This is a genomic window from Azospirillum sp. B2RO_4 (assembly GCF_051124815.1).
Lineage (GTDB): Bacteria > Pseudomonadota > Alphaproteobacteria > Azospirillales > Azospirillaceae > Azospirillum.
The window spans coordinates 83,766-100,131 of sequence record NZ_CP118490.1 but is presented as its reverse complement, the minus strand read 5'-3'; the positions used below and the strand labels follow the sequence as shown (position 1 = coordinate 100,131).

12 protein-coding genes and 5 tRNA genes are annotated in these 16,366 nt (G+C 67.4%); 12 read left to right on the top strand and 5 right to left on the bottom strand.

Annotated features, from left to right (window positions below):
- Nucleotides 1-177: 177 nt before the first annotated feature.
- The 12 genes from PWS46_RS26620 (at nt 178) to PWS46_RS26565 (ending at nt 9,890) form a co-directional block, all read left to right on the top strand.
- Complete coding sequence (locus PWS46_RS26620; RefSeq protein WP_434624976.1) at nt 178-1,332, top strand: porin; 1,155 nt, start codon at nt 178-180, stop codon at nt 1,330-1,332.
- A 403-nt stretch (nt 1,333-1,735) separates the two neighbouring features.
- Complete coding sequence (gene ytfQ, locus PWS46_RS26615) at nt 1,736-2,707, top strand: galactofuranose ABC transporter, galactofuranose-binding protein YtfQ (RefSeq protein ID WP_434624974.1); 972 nt, start codon at nt 1,736-1,738, stop codon at nt 2,705-2,707.
- A gap of 222 nt (nt 2,708-2,929) precedes the next feature.
- Entirely contained in the window at nt 2,930-4,501 is a 1,572-nt protein-coding gene (gene ytfR, locus PWS46_RS26610) for a galactofuranose ABC transporter, ATP-binding protein YtfR (protein ID WP_434624973.1), read from the top strand.
- On the top strand, nt 4,498-5,541 hold the full coding sequence (locus tag PWS46_RS26605; protein WP_434624971.1) for an ABC transporter permease: 1,044 nt from the start codon (nt 4,498-4,500) through the stop codon (nt 5,539-5,541). Before ytfR ends, PWS46_RS26605 begins: the two co-directional genes overlap by 4 nt.
- On the top strand, nt 5,538-6,524 hold the full coding sequence (gene yjfF / locus PWS46_RS26600) for a galactofuranose ABC transporter, permease protein YjfF (RefSeq protein ID WP_434624969.1): 987 nt from the start codon (nt 5,538-5,540) through the stop codon (nt 6,522-6,524). Before PWS46_RS26605 ends, yjfF begins: the two co-directional genes overlap by 4 nt.
- On the top strand, nt 6,524-7,555 hold the full coding sequence (locus tag PWS46_RS26595) for an aldose epimerase family protein (RefSeq protein ID WP_434624967.1): 1,032 nt from the start codon (nt 6,524-6,526) through the stop codon (nt 7,553-7,555). Before yjfF ends, PWS46_RS26595 begins: the two co-directional genes overlap by 1 nt.
- Nucleotides 7,556-7,665: 110 nt before the next feature.
- Nucleotides 7,666-9,282 (top strand): phospholipase D-like domain-containing protein, encoded by a 1,617-nt coding sequence (locus PWS46_RS26590; protein ID WP_434624965.1) that lies wholly within the window; start codon nt 7,666-7,668, stop codon nt 9,280-9,282.
- A gap of 74 nt (nt 9,283-9,356) precedes the next feature.
- A tRNA-Leu gene (locus tag PWS46_RS26585) sits at nt 9,357-9,443 on the top strand.
- A gap of 38 nt (nt 9,444-9,481) precedes the next feature.
- Nucleotides 9,482-9,557: transfer RNA gene (locus tag PWS46_RS26580), tRNA-Ala, on the top strand.
- 73 nt (nt 9,558-9,630) lie between these two features.
- Nucleotides 9,631-9,707, top strand: a tRNA-Asp gene (locus PWS46_RS26575).
- Between the two features lie 4 nt (nt 9,708-9,711).
- Nucleotides 9,712-9,786, top strand: a tRNA-Gly gene (locus tag PWS46_RS26570).
- A 29-nt stretch (nt 9,787-9,815) separates the two neighbouring features.
- Nucleotides 9,816-9,890, top strand: a tRNA-Val gene (locus tag PWS46_RS26565).
- Nucleotides 9,891-10,066: 176 nt separating this feature from the next.
- On the opposite strand, the gene PWS46_RS26560 is transcribed toward PWS46_RS26565, so the two are convergent.
- From PWS46_RS26560 to PWS46_RS26540, 5 genes are all read right to left on the bottom strand, one after another.
- Complete coding sequence (locus PWS46_RS26560; protein ID WP_434624963.1) at nt 10,067-10,372, bottom strand: PsiF family protein; 306 nt, start codon at nt 10,370-10,372, stop codon at nt 10,067-10,069.
- A 175-nt stretch (nt 10,373-10,547) separates the two neighbouring features.
- On the bottom strand, nt 10,548-11,384 hold the full coding sequence (locus PWS46_RS26555) for an aldo/keto reductase (RefSeq protein ID WP_295837934.1): 837 nt from the start codon (nt 11,382-11,384) through the stop codon (nt 10,548-10,550).
- A gap of 102 nt (nt 11,385-11,486) precedes the next feature.
- Nucleotides 11,487-13,151, bottom strand: coding sequence for an ABC transporter ATP-binding protein (locus tag PWS46_RS26550; protein ID WP_434624961.1), 1,665 nt, complete (start codon nt 13,149-13,151; stop codon nt 11,487-11,489).
- Between the two features lie 19 nt (nt 13,152-13,170).
- Nucleotides 13,171-14,250, bottom strand: a complete 1,080-nt coding sequence (locus tag PWS46_RS26545; protein ID WP_434624959.1) for an ABC transporter permease — start codon at nt 14,248-14,250, stop codon at nt 13,171-13,173.
- 46 nt (nt 14,251-14,296) lie between these two features.
- Nucleotides 14,297-15,688 (bottom strand): CmpA/NrtA family ABC transporter substrate-binding protein, encoded by a 1,392-nt coding sequence (locus PWS46_RS26540; protein ID WP_434624957.1) that lies wholly within the window; start codon nt 15,686-15,688, stop codon nt 14,297-14,299.
- Nucleotides 15,689-16,366 lie beyond the last annotated feature (678 nt).

Genomic DNA, 16,366 nt, shown 5'->3' with positions numbered 1-16,366 from the left:
AGACTCCAGAAACCCGCAACGGCTGCGTCAGAGGGAGCGCTGACGCAGAGCAGACCGTCGTTCCCGGCCGCGTGCCGGCTGCGGCGGCCGGGGACGGCGTGCGTCCGCGCAACGCCGAAGCAACGCTCCCGCACACAGTACCGAAGCAAGAACAAACCGCATTAAGAGGAAACCCTGATGGTGAGATCCGCTCTGCTGCTTGGCGCAGCCACCCTTTCGCTCGTCTCCGTCGTGGGGACGGCTCCGGCCTTCGCCCAGTCGAAGTTCGACGTGGTCATCGGTGGCGACGCCTATTTCGAAGCCGGCTATGTCGACCAGGACCGCGACGCCGGCCTGCGCTCCACCGAGTTCCGCAACCGCCTGCGCCTGCTGGTGACGCCGAAGGCCAAGGCCGACAATGGCTTGGAATACGGCGCCCGCCTGCGCCTGCTGGCCGAGAATGGCACCAGCAACGCCCGCACCGCCACCTACGACCGCGCCTTCCTGTTCGTGCAGGGCGGCTTCGGCACCGTGCATATGGGCGTGGAGAACGGCCCGTCCGACGACAGCGGCATCATCGCCCCGTCCGACTGGGGCACCGGCGGCGTCGACGGCTCCTTCCCGTCCTGGCTCGGCAACAGCGCCGCCAATTCGCCCGTCACCATCGGCAACATCCGCGCCCTGATCTCCGGCAACCCCGCCACCCGCGCCACCTACTGGACGCCGGAGATCGCCGGCTTCAAGCTCGGCGCTTCCTACCAGCCGTCGTCGGACAGCAGCGGCACCGACGTCAACCGCTCCAAGGTGGCGCTCGCCTCGGCCAACCGCACCGGCGCCTATCGCGACGTCTACGAGGTCGGCGGCACCTACACCAACAGCTTCGGCGGCGTCGCGGTCAATGCCAGCCTGTTCTACCTGGGCGGCAAGGCCAAGGATTCCAGCACGACGGCGGCGACCTTCGACGATCTGTCCTCCACCCATGCCGGCCTGACGGTGGCCTATGGCGGGCTGAAGGTCGGCGGCAGCTATGCCTGGTCGGGCGACAGCGGCTATGCCAAGTCCGGCACCGCCGGCATCGTCAGCCGCGAGAAGCAGGATGTCTGGACCGTCGGCGCGCAGTACACTTTCGGCCCCACTACGCTGGGCGTCGGCTACCTGAACGCCAAGGACGCCGGCGACCTGACCGTGCGCGGCCGCTCCAAGTTCGAGCTGATCACCGTCGGCGCCAAGTATGTCGTCGCCCCCGGCTTCGCCATCGGGCCGGAATACAACCACTTCAAGCTCAGCTCTGATGTCGCCGCCAACAGCGACAAGGGCGACATGTTCCTGGTCCAGGCGAATCTCGCTTTCTAAGGGCTTGGTCCTCTGATACCGGCCGGTTGACGTCCTGGCCCGTTATTTCGGCTTCGCGCCGCCCGCGGTGTTGCTCTCCATCCCGCCGCGGCGGTTGCGTCCCGGCGCGCTCTCCCTCGGGTGCGTCGGCCCTGATCCGGACAGGAACAGGGTCACCTCACGGCCGGGCGGCCCCGCGCTGCCCGGCCGTTTTTTCGGCCTGAGTTTGCGCCAGCCATATCCTTTTCGGCATCGTACAGGTCAGGAATCGTATTGGACAGTTATGGTTATGCGCACTTAAAGTAGGCATGACGAACAATTTCGGACCGGACCGCGATCAGGAAATTCCGCGCCCCGTCCCGTCGCCTGCCTCCATCCAGCACCGCCATAAAACCTCGCCATAAAACCACAGGGAGTGAAACGGATGTCCAGGAAATGGGTGATCTCCGCCGCCACCGCCGCCGCGGCGCTGTTCATCGGGTTGGGCGCCGTCCAGGCCGCCGATGCCAAGAAGCTGGTCGTCGGCTTCTCGCAGATCGGCTCGGAATCGGGCTGGCGCGCGGCCGAGACGAAGACCGCCAAGGCGGAAGCCGAGAAGCGCGGGATCGACCTCAAGATCTCCGACGCCCAGCAGAAGCAGGAGAACCAGATCAAGGCCGTGCGCTCCTTCGTCGCCCAGGGGGTGGACGCGATCTTCATCGCGCCGGTGGTGGCGACCGGCTGGGATTCGGTGCTGAAGGAGGCCAAGGAGGCGAAGATCCCGGTCATGCTGCTCGACCGCCAGATCGAGACCAAGGACCCCAGCCTCTACATGACCGCCGTCACCTCCGACACCGTGCATGAGGGCCGGGTGGCCGGCGAATGGCTGGCCAAGAAGACCGGGGGCAAATGCGCGGTGGTGGAGTTGCAGGGCACCGTCGGCTCCTCGCCCGCCATCAACCGCAAGAAGGGCTTCGACGAGGTCGTCGCCAAGAATCCGGGGATGAAGATCATCCGCACCCAGTCCGGCGATTTCACCCGCGCCAAGGGCAAGGAGGTGATGGAAAGCTTCATCAAGGCCGAGAATGGCGGCAAGGACATCTGCGCCGTCTATGCCCACAACGACGACATGGCAGTTGGCGCCATCCAGGCGATCAAGGAAGCCGGCCTGAAGCCGGGCAAGGACATCCTGGTCGTGTCGATCGACGGCGTTCCCGACATCTTCAAGGCGATGTCCGAAGGCGAGGCCAACGCCACGGTGGAGCTGACGCCGAACATGGCCGGCCCGGCCTTCGACGCGCTGACCGCCTACAAGAAGGACGGCAAGATGCCGCCGAAGTGGATCCAGACGGAATCGAAGCTGTTCACGCCCGACACCGCCAAGGAAGAGTATGAGCGCCGCAAGGACGCCTACTGATCGGGGTTGATGTGCGCGTGTGATCTCCCTCTCCCGTCCCGGGAGAGGGAAGGGGCCCGCCGCGAAGCGGTGGGAAGGGTGAGGGGTGCGCAAGGAACCATGCGGTTCAGAATTCTTGGGCCACCCCTCACCCTCCCCACTTCGTGGGTCCCCTCCCTCTCCCGGGACGGGAGAGGGCTGCGTCTTCCCACATATTTCATTGCGCTTCCGGCGAGGTCCGCCATGACGGCATCCACCGCTCCTCCCCCTACTGCGCCGCTGCTGGCGATCCGCGGGCTGTCGAAGGCCTTCCTCGGCGTCCAGGCGCTCGACGGCGTCGACTTCACGCTTCGCCACGGCGAAATCCATGCCCTGCTGGGTGAGAACGGCGCCGGCAAATCGACCCTCATCAAGACGCTGACCGGCGTCTATCAGCGCGACGGCGGCAGCGTGGCGCTGGAGGGGCGGGAAATCGCGCCGCGTGGGGTGGAGGAGGCGCAGCGCCTGCATATCGGCACCGTCTATCAGGAGGTGAACCTGCTGCCCAACCTCTCGGTCGCGGAGAACCTGTTCCTGGGCCGCCAGCCGATGCGCTGGGGACTGGTCGACCGTGGCGCCATGCGGCGGCGGGCGCGCGCCATCCTGATGCCATACGGCCTGTCGATCGACGTGACGGCGCCGCTCGGACGGTTTTCGGTGGCGACGCAGCAGATCATCGCCATCGCCCGCGCGGTCGACATGTCGGCCAAGGTGCTGATCCTCGACGAGCCGACCGCCAGCCTGGACGCGCAGGAGGTGGCGGTGCTGTTCAAGGTGATGCGCACCCTGCGGTCGCGCGGGATCGGCATCGTCTTCGTCACCCATTTCCTCGACCAGGTCTATGAGGTCTGCGACCGCATCACCGTGCTGCGCAACGGCCGGCTGGTGGGGGAGCGGCGGACGGCGGACCTGCCGCGCCTCGATCTGGTCGCCATGATGCTGGGGCGGGAGCTGGAGGCGGCGGCCCACCGCATCGACCTCGGCCCGGAGGAGGTGGACAGCCGTCCGCCGCTGGCGAGTTTCAAGGGATTCGGCAAGGCGCGCAGCGTCGAGCCCTTCGATCTCGACATCCGCCCCGGCGAGGTGGTGGCGCTGGCGGGCCTGCTTGGATCGGGACGGACGGAAACGGTGCGGCTGGTCTTCGGCATGGACCGCGCCGACCGGGGCGAGGCGACGGTGGACGGCCGCAAGGTCCGGCTGAGGGGGCCGCGCGACGCCGTGCGGCTCGGCTTCGGCTTCTGTCCGGAGGACCGCAAGAAGGAGGGCATCGTCGGCGAGTTGTCGGTGCGGGAGAACATCATCCTGGCGCTCCAGGCGCGGCAGGGCTGGCTGAAGCCGATCCCGCGCCGCCGGCAGGAGGAGATCGCCGACCGCTTCATCCGCCTGCTCGACATCCGCACGCCCGACGCCGAACGGCCGATCCAGCTGCTGTCGGGCGGCAACCAGCAGAAGGCGCTGCTGGCGCGCTGGCTGGCGACCGAACCGCGCCTGCTGATCCTCGACGAGCCGACGCGCGGCATCGATGTCGGCGCGCATGCCGAGATCATCCGCCTGATCGAGCGGCTGTGCGCCGACGGGATGGCGCTGCTGGTCGTCTCGTCGGAGCTTGAGGAGATCGTCGCCTACAGCCGCCGCGTCGTCGTGCTGCGCGACCGCCGCCACGTCGCGGAACTGAGGGGAGGGGAGGTCAGCGTGGAGCGCATCGTCGCCGCCATCGCGTCGGAGACGCCAAGTGGCATCACGTCTGAGACGCCGAGTATAGAGGTGCGGCAATGACGCTGTCCGCTCCCGGCCCGTCGCGCAACCTGCCGCAATATGGCGCGCTGATCGCCGTTCTGCTGGCCAACTGGCTGTTGTTCCCGGATTTCTTCGCAATCCGCCTGCAGGATGGCCGGCTGTTCGGCAGCCTGATCGACGTGCTGAACCGCGGCGCCCCGGTCGCGCTGCTCGCCATCGGCATGACCATGGTCATCGCCACCCGTGGCGTCGACCTGTCGGTCGGTGCCGTCATGGCGATTTCCGGCGCAGTCGCCGCCACCATGACCGATGCGGGATGGGGACTGCCGGCGGTGCTGGCGGCGTCGCTGGCGGCCGGGCTGCTGTGTGGGCTGTGGAACGGGCTGCTGGTGGCGGTGCTGCGCATCCAGCCGATCATCGCCACCCTGATCCTGATGGTCGCCGGGCGCGGCATCGCCCAGCTGGTGACGGAGGGACAGATCGTCACCTTCACCAGCCCGGCGCTGGCCTTCATCGGTAGCGGATCCTTCCTGACCGTGCCGATGCCGGTGGTCATCACCATCGCGCTGCTGGCGGTCACGGCGCTGCTGGTGCGGGCCACCGCGTTGGGGCTGATGATCGAGGCGGTCGGCGTCAACCGGCTGTCCAGCGCCGGGGCCGGCGTCAACACGCCGGTGATATTGGTCGCCGTCTATGTCTGGTGCGGGCTGTGCGCCGCCGTGGCCGGGCTGATCGTCACCGCCGACATCCGCGGCGCCGACGCCAACAATGCCGGGCTGTGGCTGGAGCTGGACGCCATCCTGGCGGTGGTGGTCGGCGGCACCTCGCTGCTGGGTGGGCGGTTCGGGCTGGTGCTGTCGGTGGTGGGGGCGCTGATCATCCAGGCGATGAACACCGGCATCCTGCTGAGCGGCTTCAAGCCGGAATTCAACCTGATCGTCAAGGCGGGCGTCCTGATGATCGTTCTGCTGCTGCAATCGCCGACGCTGACCCTGTTCCTGCCGCGTCCCAAGGGCGCCCGGCCGATGGGCGCGGTCAAGCCGCCGGTGGCGCCGACCAGCGGAGGGGCAAAGCCATGACCAGTGCACTCCAGCGGTTCCTTCCCCTGATCGTCACCACCGCGGTGCTGGTGGTCGGATTCCTGCTGTGCGCGGCGCAGTTCCCCAACTTCGCCTCCTGGCGGGTGGTGGGCAACCTTCTGACCGACAACGCTTTTCTGGGGATCACCGCGGTCGGCATGACCTTCGTCATCCTGTCCGGCGGGATCGACCTGTCGGTGGGGGCGGTGATCGGCTTCACCACCGTGCTGCTGGCGGTGCTGATCGAGCATGGCGGCTGGCACCCGCTGGCCGCCTTTGCCGTCGCGCTGATCGCCGCCGGCGGCTTTGGTGCGGCGATGGGCGGGGTGATCCATGTCTTCCGGATGCCGCCCTTCATCGTCACGCTGGCCGGCATGTTCATCGCCCGTGGCTTGGGCTTCGTCCTGACCACCGATTCGGTGCCGATCAACCATCCGCTCTATGGCGAGCTGAACGACATCGCGCTACGCTTCGGGACAGGGGGCAAGCTCACCCTGCCGGCGATGCTGATGCTGGGGGTGGTGGTCGGCGCGGTGGTGCTGGCGCACTGGACCCGCTTCGGCGCCAATCTCTACGCGCTGGGCGGCAACCGGCAGTCGGCGGAGCTGATGGGCGTGCCGGTCGGGCGGACCACGGTGGCGGTCTATGCGCTGTCGGGGCTGCTGGCCGGGTTGGCGGGGATCGTCTTCTCGCTCTACACCGGCGCCGGCTATTCGCTGGCGGCGACGGGTGTGGAACTGGACACCATCACCGCGGTGGTGATCGGCGGCACGCAGCTGACCGGCGGCTATGGCTATGTCGTCGGCACCTTCGTCGGCGTGCTGATCCAGGGGCTGATCCAGACCTACATCACCTTCGACGGCACGCTCAGCAGCTGGTGGACCAAGATCGCCATCGGCGTGCTGCTGTTCGTCTTCATCCTGTTGCAGAAGGGTCTGCTGACGGTCTGGGCCGGCCGCGGCGGCGAACCGGCGGAGGCGTGATGGCCATCGAGAATTTCCTGTTCGATACCGTCGAGGGCCGTCCGGTGGAGGGCTTCACCCTGTCGGCCGGCGGGCTGGAGGCGACGGTGATCGCCCATGGCGCCCGGCTGGTGCGGATGATGGTGCCCGGCCGCGACGGGAGCAGTGCCGACGTGGTTCTGGGCTTCGACCGGTTGGCCGACTATCTGGCGAGCGACGCCTATTTCGGCGCCACCTGTGGTCGCTACGGCAATCGCATCGGCGGGGCGGCCTTCACGCTGGACGGGGTGAGCCACGCGCTGGCCGTCAACGAGCCGCCGAACCAGCTGCATGGAGGTCCGGAGGGGTTCGACCGGCGGATCTGGGATGCGACGGTGGACCAGGACGGTAACGCCGTCACCTTCACGCTGGTCTCTCCGGATGGCGACCAGGGCTATCCGGGGACGCTGACGGCGAGCACCCGTTACCAACTGACGGACGATGGGGTGCTGGACATCCGCATGACTGCCGTCTGCGACCGGCCGACCATCGTCAACATCGTCCATCACAGCTACTGGAACCTCGGGGGCCACGCCTCCGGCGACCTGCGCGACCATCGGCTGACGGTGCGCGGCGGCTTCACCACGCCGGTCGGCGCCGACCTGATCCCGACGGGAGAGGTGCGGCCGGTGGACGGCACACCCTTCGACCTGCGCGGCGGGGTGGAACTGGACGAGGCGCTGGATGCTGTCGGCGGCTTCGGCTTCGACCATAACTGGTGCCTGGACGGTTCGGCGGGGGAACTGCGGCCGGTGGCGGTGCTGGAGCATCCGGGCAGCGGACGGCGGATGGAGCTGGCGACCGACCAGCCGGGGTTGCAGGTCTATACCGGCGGCTATCTCAGTGAGAAGATCGTGGGCAAGGGCGGGCAACGCTATTGCCGCTTCGCCGGGCTGGCGCTGGAGAGCCAGCGCTTTCCCGACAGCCCGAACATCGGCCATTTCCCGTCGGCGCGGCTCGATCCCGGCGAAACCTATGGGCATCGGATGCAGCTGCGATTCGGGACGGTCTGAACCGAACCGGGGAACCGTCCGGCGGCTTATGGGGTTCATCGAAGGGCATGGCAGCGGTTCCGCTGCCGGTCCCGCGATGCCGCTCCACAACGCCGGAAGGAAAGCTCGACATGGCTGCGATGCCGGACGCCGCCCGTCCAGACCCCGCATATCAGGCTGGCCAGACTCCGGCCGGCCCGGTTCTGGTGCCCGGCCGGACCTGCTGGCGGATCGAGAAGGCGGATCGGGTGGCCGTCATCATCGACGCCGCCGCCTATTTCGCCCGGATCAAGGCCGCCATCCTCCATGCCCAGCATACGGTGATGCTGATCGGCTGGGACTTCGACACCCGGATCAAGCTGGAGCCCGACGATCCGATGCCGGGCGTGCCGAACGAGCTGGGCGATTTCCTGAGCTGGATCGTCCGGGTGCGGCCGGAGCTGACGATCAATGTGCTGAAATGGGATCTGGCGGTCCTGAAGATGCCGTTCCGCGGCCGGACGCCGCTGGTCCTGCTGGACTGGATGAGCAGCCGGCGCCTGCGCTTCCGCCTGGATTCCGCCCATCCGCCGGGCGCCTGCCACCATCAGAAGATCGCCATCATCGACGATGCCCTGGCCTTCTGCGGCGGCATCGACATGACCACCGACCGCTGGGACACGCCCGACCATCGCGATGGCGACCCCCGCCGGGTGCGGCCGAGCGGCGAGCCATACGGCCCCTTCCATGACGTGACGACGGCGGTCGACGGCCAGGCGGCGCGGGCGCTGGGCGACCTGGCGCGGGAGCGCTGGCGCCGCGCGACCGGCGAGGAACTGGCCCCGCCGCCGCCGACCGAGGCGTTTTGGCCCGAGGACCTGACGCCCGACTTCCGCGACATCCCCGTCGCCATCGCCCGCACCGACCCGATGACGGACCAGCCCCGGGGCGGCGCCCGCGAGATCGAGGCGCTCTATCTGGCCGCCGTCGCTTCCGCGCGCGATTTCATCTATCTGGAAAGCCAGTATTTCGCCTCGCAGCGGATCGTCGCCGCCATCGCCGCCCGCCTGACGGAACCGGACGGGCCGGAGGTGGTGGTGGTGAACCCCGAACGCACCCCCGGCTGGGTGGAGGAGGAGGCGATGGGCAGCGCCCGCTCGTTGCTGGTCCAGCGCCTGCGCGAGCAGGATCCGCACGGGCGTTTCCGTATCCTCTCGCCGGTGACCGAGGGCGGGAAGGGCATCTATGTCCATGCGAAGGTGCTGGTGGTCGACGACCGGTTGCTGCGGGTGGGGTCGTCCAACATCAACAACCGGTCCCAGGGGCTGGACACCGAATGCGACCTCGCCATCGAGTGTCCCCCTGGCGATCATCCGGAAATCTGCCGCGCCATCCGTTCCGTCCGCACCCGCCTGATGGCCGAGCATCTGGGCGTCACCGTGGCCGAGGTGGAGCGGACGGAGAAGGAGACCGGATCGCTGACCGCCACGGCCGACCGGCTGATGCGCCCCACCGGCCGCTCGCTCCGCCCGCTGGAGCCGGAACCGCTGAACGAGACCGAGTGCCGGCTGGTGGACGAGCGCCTGCTCGATCCCGACCGGCCGGAGCCGATGGCGGAGACGATCCTGCGCGGCGCGACGGTGTTCGGCGACGTGAACCGGACGGCGTGGCGCATCGGCGCCGGGGTCGCGGCGGGCGCGGCGGTGGGGGTCGGATTGGCCCTTCTGGCCCGCCGGAACGGGCTCGGGAAAAATTTTCGCGGAGAGTGAATTCTCCGCTTGCGGGCCGCGATCCATCCCGCTACATAAGCGCTCCCCGCGGCGCCCAACGCGGTGCGGGGAAAGCGCTTGTGGCGGAACTGGTAGACGCGCTAGGTTCAGGTCCTAGTGGCTGAAAGGCCGTGGGGGTTCGACTCCCTCCAAGCGCACCAACACCCAAAGTGTTGGTGTAGGGTAGCAGAAGTATAGTGGGGCCATAGCTCAGCTGGGAGAGCGCTACAATGGCATTGTAGAGGTCAGGAGTTCGATCCTCCTTGGCTCCACCACTTCTGAAGGATTGGGTAGAGTTTAGGTCTTGTCTGTCGGGGTGATGCCTTGTATAAGGCGCCGCTCCTCAGCGCGGGTGTAGCTCAGTTGGTTAGAGCGCCGGCCTGTCACGCCGGAGGCCGCGGGTTCAAGTCCCGTCACTCGCGCCACTTTGCGGGCGTAGCTCAGGGGTAGAGCACAACCTTGCCAAGGTTGGGGTCGAGGGTTCGAATCCCTTCGCCCGCTCCATTACTGGAGCGACAGTTTTGGGTTCCCGTGGTCTCGTAGCTCAGCGGGAGAGCACTACGTTGACATCGTAGGGGTCACTGGTTCAATCCCAGTCGGGACCACCATTTCCAAGGCCTCAAGGTAACCCCTTGGGGCCTTGACCATTTTCACGTCCAGCTTGGCTTCGTTCCGGCGCGCTGCATTCTTGCTCCGCTTCGGTCAATCGGCTTCCACCGCCTCGAGCCCGTCGCTGGGAATGGCTGCGAGGATCGCCACGAACTGCCGGTCCCTGCCTGGACGGTCAGCCCTTCAGGCAACTGCTCATGAATGCCTTCCGGTCCTCGCCGGTTTTACCGGCCGCTTCGGCATTGCACTTCTTCATCTTTTCCTGTTGAGCCGTCACCGGCTTGGTGGGTTGGGCGGCCGCCTTATCAGAGAGGCAGGTGCTCATGAACGCCTTGCGCTCGTCACCTTTCAGGCTCTTGGCCGCCGCATCGGCATTGCAGGTCTTCATCCTCTCCTGCTGCGCGGTCGCCGCGGTCGCCGCTCCCAAACTGGCAGCGAGCGCCAAAGCCATGGTGGCAGCAGCAATCACGGACCTCAGCATCTTCAGATCCTCCCAGGAACACCGCCCCGTACGGAGCATGTCGCGGCTGGTGAAGGATTTCACGGCGAGGATCAGAGCGCCAACGGGCGCATCGGGGGTATGATCTTGCTCCGGTTTGGTGGGGCAAGATCATTGGCGGCCTTCGCCATTTTGGAACCCCTCGATCTTAAGATTCTCAAATCATCGCCAGCGGCTGCTTGCGCTTGGGCGGCGGGAAGGCCCGGTCGATCTCCGCGATGTCCTCGCCGGTCAGGGTCAGCTTCACCGCCTCGGCGTTCTGAAGCGCGTGGGCGGTGGTTCCCGCCTTGGGAATCGCGATGACGCCCTGTTGCCGCAACGCCCAGGCAATCGCCACCTGCGCCGGGGTGGCGTCGTGGCGTTTGGCAACCGACAGCAATGCCGGGGAGCGCAGCAGGCGGCCGCCCTGGCCGATGGGGGAATAGGCCATCACCGGCATGCGCGCGGTGTGCTGGAAGGGCAGAAGGTCGTACTCGATGCCGCGATGTTCGGGGTTGTAGAGCACCTGATTGACGGCGCAGCCGTGCAGGTCGGTGATGTCCGCCAGTTCCTCCAGATCGTCCACGTCGAAGTTGGACACGCCCCAGCGGGCGATCTTGCCGGCCTGGATCAGCGATTGGAACGCCTCGACCGTCTCCTCCAGCGGCACGCCGCCGCGCCAGTGCAGCAGGTAGAGGTCTATGCGGTCGATCCCCAGCCGCTTCAGGCTGCGCTCGCAGGCCTTGACCGTGCCGATGCGCGACGCGTTGCTGGGCAGGACCTTGGTGACGATGAACAGGCCGTCGCGGCGGCCGGCGATGGCCTCACCGACAAGTTCCTCCGAGGCGCCGTCGCCATACATCTCGGCGGTGTCGATCAGGGTCATGCCGCGGTCGATGCCGGCCCGCAGCGCGGCGATCTCGGCGGCGCGGTCGCCGCGCCCCTCCGCCATCATCCAGGTGCCCTGGCCGAGAGCCGGGACCTCGGTGCCGTCCGGCAGGGTCACGCGCTTCATCTTGATCTCCCTCGTCCGTCATGCCGAAAGACAACAAGCTGGTCCCGCGGGGCCAGCTTGTCGATGGGTCTTCGGTGGGCTTTTCGGGGAGTGGGACGCCGGTCACGCCGCCTTTTTCGGCGCCCCGGCATGGCCGCCTTCGAGGAAGTTCAGCAGCTCTTCCCGGTAGTCGTAATAGCGCGGGTGCTCCAGCAGGGCCTGACGGGTGCGCGGGTGGGGGATGTCGACGTTCAGGATGTGGCCGATCTTGGCGTTGGGGCCATTGGTCATCATCACCACCCGGTCGGCCAGCAGCAGTGCCTCGTCGACATCGTGGGTGACGCAGACCGCCGTCACCTTGGTGCGCGCCCAAACCTCCATCAGCACCTCCTGCAACTCCCAGCGGGTCAGGCTGTCGAGCATGCCGAAGGGCTCGTCCAGCAGCAGCAGCTTGGGCGACAGGGCGAAGGCGCGGGCGATGCCGACGCGCTGCTTCATACCGTTGGACAACTCCGACGCCTTGCGGTCCATGCTGTCGCCAAGCCCGACGCGGGCGAGGTAATAGCGGGCGATGTCGGCGCGCTCGCCCTTGTTGGCATGCGGGAAGACGCGGTCGACGCCGAGCATGACGTTCTCGTAGGCGGTCAGCCAGGGGAACAGGCTGGGGGCCTGGAACACCACGGCGCGGTCGGGGCCGGCGCCGTCGACCTCCTTGCCGTCCAGCACGATGCCGCCGCTGGTCACGTCGGCCAGCCCCGCCACCATCGACAGCACGGTGGACTTGCCGCAGCCGGAATGGCCGATCAGCGAGACGAACTCGCCCTTGCGCATCTTCAGGTCGAAGCCGTCCACCACGGTCAGCGGACCCTTGGGCGTGGCGAAGGTCTTGGTCAGGCGGGTGAATTCCAGATAGCGGTCCTCCATCCCGCGCCCGCCCATCGCCTCGATATAGGCGGCGGGGGGCGGGGCGGCGGTGATCGGCTTCAGGTCGGGCAGGGTCAGGCTGTCATCCCCGCCGGTGCCGCGGGCGACGCCGACCTCCATCAGGTAGGCGGTGACCTCGGCGCGCAGCCGCTTGAAATCCTCGTCATGGTTGACGGCGGTGCGGTCGCGCGGGCGCGGCAGATCGACGGTGAAGGCGGGGCCGAGCGTGGCGTTGGGGCCGGGCGTAAGCGGGATAATGCGGTCGGCCAGCAGGATCGCCTCGTCCACATCGTTGGTGATGAGGATGACGGTCTTGCGGTCCTTGCGCCAGATCGCCTCGATCTCGTCCTGCAGCTTGGCGCGGGTCAGGGCGTCGAGCGCGGAAAGCGGCTCGTCCAGCAGCAGCATCTCCGGGCTCATGGCGAGCGCGCGGGCGAAGCCGACGCGCTGGCGCATGCCGCCCGACAGCTCCTTGGGCCGGCGGTCGGTGGCGTGGCCGAGGCCGACCGTCTCCACCGCCCGGCGGGTCAGCACGCCGCGCTCGGCCGACGGCTTGGCCTTGTGGACGGCGTCCACCGCCAGCGCGACATTCTCCTTCACGCTGAGCCAGGGCATCAGCGAATAGGACTGGAAGACCAGACCGCGCTCCGGGCCGGGTCCGGTCACCGGCTTGCCGCGATAGAGCACCTCGCCGGCGTCCGGCATCGCCAGACCGGCGATCAGGTTGATCAGCGTCGACTTGCCGGAGCCGGAGAAACCGACGATGGCGACGAACTCGCCCTCTTCGATCGACAGGTCGATGTTGTGGAGCACGGTGTTGCCGCCGTAGGACTTCGACACGCCCTTCAGGTCCAGGATCGCCATGGCCGTCTTCTCCTTCGCTTTAGCGGGCGGGGCTGTGGCTGACGGCGGACTGCAGCGCCAGCATCACGCGGTCGAGCAGGAAGCCGATCAGGCCGATGGTGAAGACGGCGACCATGATCTTGGCGAGCGAGCTGGACGAACCGTTCTGGAACTCGTCCCAGACGAACTTGCCGAGGCCGGGGTTCTGGGCCAGCATCTCCGCGGCGATCAGCACCATCCAGCCCACGCCCAGCGACAGCCGCAGCCCGGTGAAGATGAAGGGCAGGGCCGACGGCAGCACGAGGCGGCGCACCATGGTGAAGCCGGAGAGCTGAAGCACCTTGCCGACATTCATCAGGTCGCGGTCGATGGAAGACACGCCGACCGCCGTGTTGATCAGGGTCGGCCACAGCGAGCACAGCGTGACGGTGATGGCGGAGGTCAGGAAGGACTTCTCGAACAGCGGGTTGTCGCTCGCCACGGTGGCGCTGACCACCATGGTGACCAGCGGCAGCCAGGCCAGCGGCGACACCGGCTTGAAGATCTGGATCAGCGGGTTGATCGCGGCGTTGACGGTCGGCGACAGGCCGCTCGCCACGCCCAGCGGCACCGCAATCAGGGCGCCGAGCAGGAAGCCGGTGAAGACCGTCTTCAGGCTGGTGACGATCTGGTCGAGGTAGGTCGGCTTGCCGGCATAGGGCAGGGTCTTCACCTCCGCCGCCGGGTTCTTCGCCAGCTTTTCGGCATTGCGCTTTTCCTGGCGTTCGTAAAAGGCGGCTTCCTTGGCGCGCTCGGCCTTGTGGTCGGCGTAGAGGTTGGTTGCCTGCTCCCACACCTGGGCCGGGCCGGGGATGGCGCCGAGGCTGGTGTGGACCTGCGGGGCGGCCCAGCCCCAGGCGGCGAGGAACAGCAGGATGGCGGTCAGCGGCACGCCCATCTGGCGCCACAGCTCGATGCCCTGCTGACGCGGATTCTCGCCGGCGGCGAGCCGCAGCAGCGGCGCCAGCCAGCCCAGCCCGACGGTGGTCAGGACGGAGGCGACGCGGTTGAGGGTGTGGGCGCGGCGCGCCTTGCGCTGGGCGCGGGCGAGGTCGGCGGAGGTGTCGGTCAGGCTGGTCATGGCGGGGGACTCCTGGCTGTCGGTGGTGGGGGCGACGTGAGGGCGCTCAGCCCCCCACAACCTGACCGCCTTCGACCTTCTGGTCGCCCTTCAGGCCGATGGGCTGCTTGGCGAGGTAGTCGTTCGGCTTGTGGCCGTCATACGGGATGCCGTCGATGAAGCCGGTGTCGACCGGCTTGTAGCCGTCGCTCTTCCACGGGAAATCGGCCTCTTTCGCCTTGCCTTCCTCGACCAGCAGCTTGGCGGCCTGCAGGTAGATGTCCGGCTTGTAGACGCTGCGCGCGGTCTGGTCGTACCAGCTGTCGGGCTTGGCCTCGGCGATCTGGCCCCAGCGGCGCATCTGGGTCAGGTACCAGACGGCGTCGGAATAGAAGGGGTAGGTCGCGTTGTAGCGGAAGAAGACGTTGAAGTCGGGAACGTCGCGCTTGTCGCCCTTCTCATACTCGAAGGTGCCGGTCATCGAGTTGGCGATCACCTTGGCGTCGGCGCCGACATATTCGGACTTGGCCAGGATCTTCACCGCTTCGGCGCGGTTGGCGTTGTTGTTCTCGTCCAGCCACTGGGCGGCGCGGATCAGCGCCTTGACGACGGCCAGATGGGTCTTGGGGTTCTTCTTGGCCCAGTCGTCGGTGATGCCGAAGACCTTCTCGGGGTTGTTCTTCCAGATTTCGGTGTCGGTGATGACCGGCACGCCGATGCCCTTGACCACCGCCTGCTGGTTCCACGGCTCGCCGACGCTGTAGCCGTAGATGGTGCCGGCCTCCAGCGTCGCCGGCATCTGCGGCGGCGGGGTGACGGAGAGCAGCGCGTCGGCGCCGATCTGGCCCGACACGTCGGTCGGGCTGTAATAGCCGGGGTTGATCCCGCCCGACGCCAACCAGTAGCGCAGTTCGTAATTGTGGGTCGAGACCGGGAAGACCATGCCCATGTTGAAGGGCTTGCCCTCCGCCTTGTACTGGGCGATCACCGGTTTCAGCGCGTCGGCCTTGATCGGGTGGACCGGCTTGCCGTCGGCGCCGTTGGGCACATTGGCCTTCATCTTCTGCCAGACCTCGTTCGACAGCGTGATGCCGTTGCCGTTCAGGTCCATCGAGAAGGCGGTGACGATGTGCGCCTTGGTGCCGAAGCCGATGGTCGCGCCCAGCGGCTGGCCGGCCAGCATATGGGCGCCGTCCAGCTCGCCGGAGATCACGCGGTCGAGCAGGACCTTCCAATTCGCCTGCGGCTCCAGCGTGACGGACAGCCCTTCATCCTCGAAGAAGCCCTTTTCCACGGCGACGGCGAGCGGCGCCATGTCGGTCAGCTTGATGAAGCCGAGCTTCAGCTGGTCCTTCTCCACGTCGAGCGGAGCGGCATGGGCAGAGACGCCTGCGGTCAGGGCGACGACCGCAGCGGCGGATGCGAGAAGCTGGCGGAAGGTGCGGGAGGTTTGGGCCACGTCGGTTGCTCCATCTCTGAAATCCGGGCCAGCGGCCGGGTGGGGCGACACCGGTTTCGAGCTTTGGCGATTTTCTGGGCAGGTCCCGGACTGGCTGTTTTTCGGGCAGATCGCTTGTGCGCACCTTGGCCGTCGAAAGCGTCCAGCGGGATCGAGCGGAAAAGCCTGTCGATACCGGGGTCGGCAACACTGCCGGGGGCTGGCCCATCATTGGACGCTTGGGATGCACGCACCGTCGTTGGCGCGTCTCTGGCCTCCCTCTTCGCAATCCTCATGCCAAAGGATGGGTTTTGCCGGAAATCGGGCCACAGAGGTTGATTTTGCTGGCTATGACCCAGCGGAAGGTATGAGGCACCCAACCCGGGCCACACTCCGCCTGCCGGTTTTTGCGGCGCACACAAGCCGGTGTGGTCATCCTTTGTGCAATACTTAGGGATGATCCAAAAACAGGCACCTAGGTCTTGGGTGCGGATCCGGACGGGACCCCACGGATTCCCTGGAGTTTTCCCGTGCGGAGCTGCCGGCGCGGCGATTGGCACGCGGATTGCGAAGGGATTGGCGAGACAACAGCGGGCGCCGGCAACGTCGCCAGTGCCCGCGACACCGCCGAATCCCACGCGACGACGCGCGGATTTGGCTCTGGTTCGACGACGAACCGCCCGGACAACGGCGTCCGAA

Bases quoted from the DNA above. Each gene is read 5' to 3' on its own strand.
- PWS46_RS26620 (WP_434624976.1), top strand. From the start codon at position 178: ATGGTGAGATCCGCTCTGCTGCTTGGCGCAGCCACCCTTTCGCTCGTC.
- ytfQ (WP_434624974.1), top strand. From the start codon at position 1,736: ATGTCCAGGAAATGGGTGATCTCCGCCGCCACCGCCGCCGCGGCGCTG.
- ytfR (WP_434624973.1), top strand. From the start codon at position 2,930: ATGACGGCATCCACCGCTCCTCCCCCTACTGCGCCGCTGCTGGCGATC.
- PWS46_RS26605 (WP_434624971.1), top strand. From the start codon at position 4,498: ATGACGCTGTCCGCTCCCGGCCCGTCGCGCAACCTGCCGCAATATGGC.
- yjfF (WP_434624969.1), top strand. From the start codon at position 5,538: ATGACCAGTGCACTCCAGCGGTTCCTTCCCCTGATCGTCACCACCGCG.
- PWS46_RS26595 (WP_434624967.1), top strand. From the start codon at position 6,524: ATGGCCATCGAGAATTTCCTGTTCGATACCGTCGAGGGCCGTCCGGTG.
- PWS46_RS26590 (WP_434624965.1), top strand. From the start codon at position 7,666: ATGGCTGCGATGCCGGACGCCGCCCGTCCAGACCCCGCATATCAGGCT.
- PWS46_RS26560 (WP_434624963.1), bottom strand. From the start codon at position 10,372: ATGCTGAGGTCCGTGATTGCTGCTGCCACCATGGCTTTGGCGCTCGCT.
- PWS46_RS26555 (WP_295837934.1), bottom strand. From the start codon at position 11,384: ATGAAGCGCGTGACCCTGCCGGACGGCACCGAGGTCCCGGCTCTCGGC.
- PWS46_RS26550 (WP_434624961.1), bottom strand. From the start codon at position 13,151: ATGGCGATCCTGGACCTGAAGGGCGTGTCGAAGTCCTACGGCGGCAAC.
- PWS46_RS26545 (WP_434624959.1), bottom strand. From the start codon at position 14,250: ATGACCAGCCTGACCGACACCTCCGCCGACCTCGCCCGCGCCCAGCGC.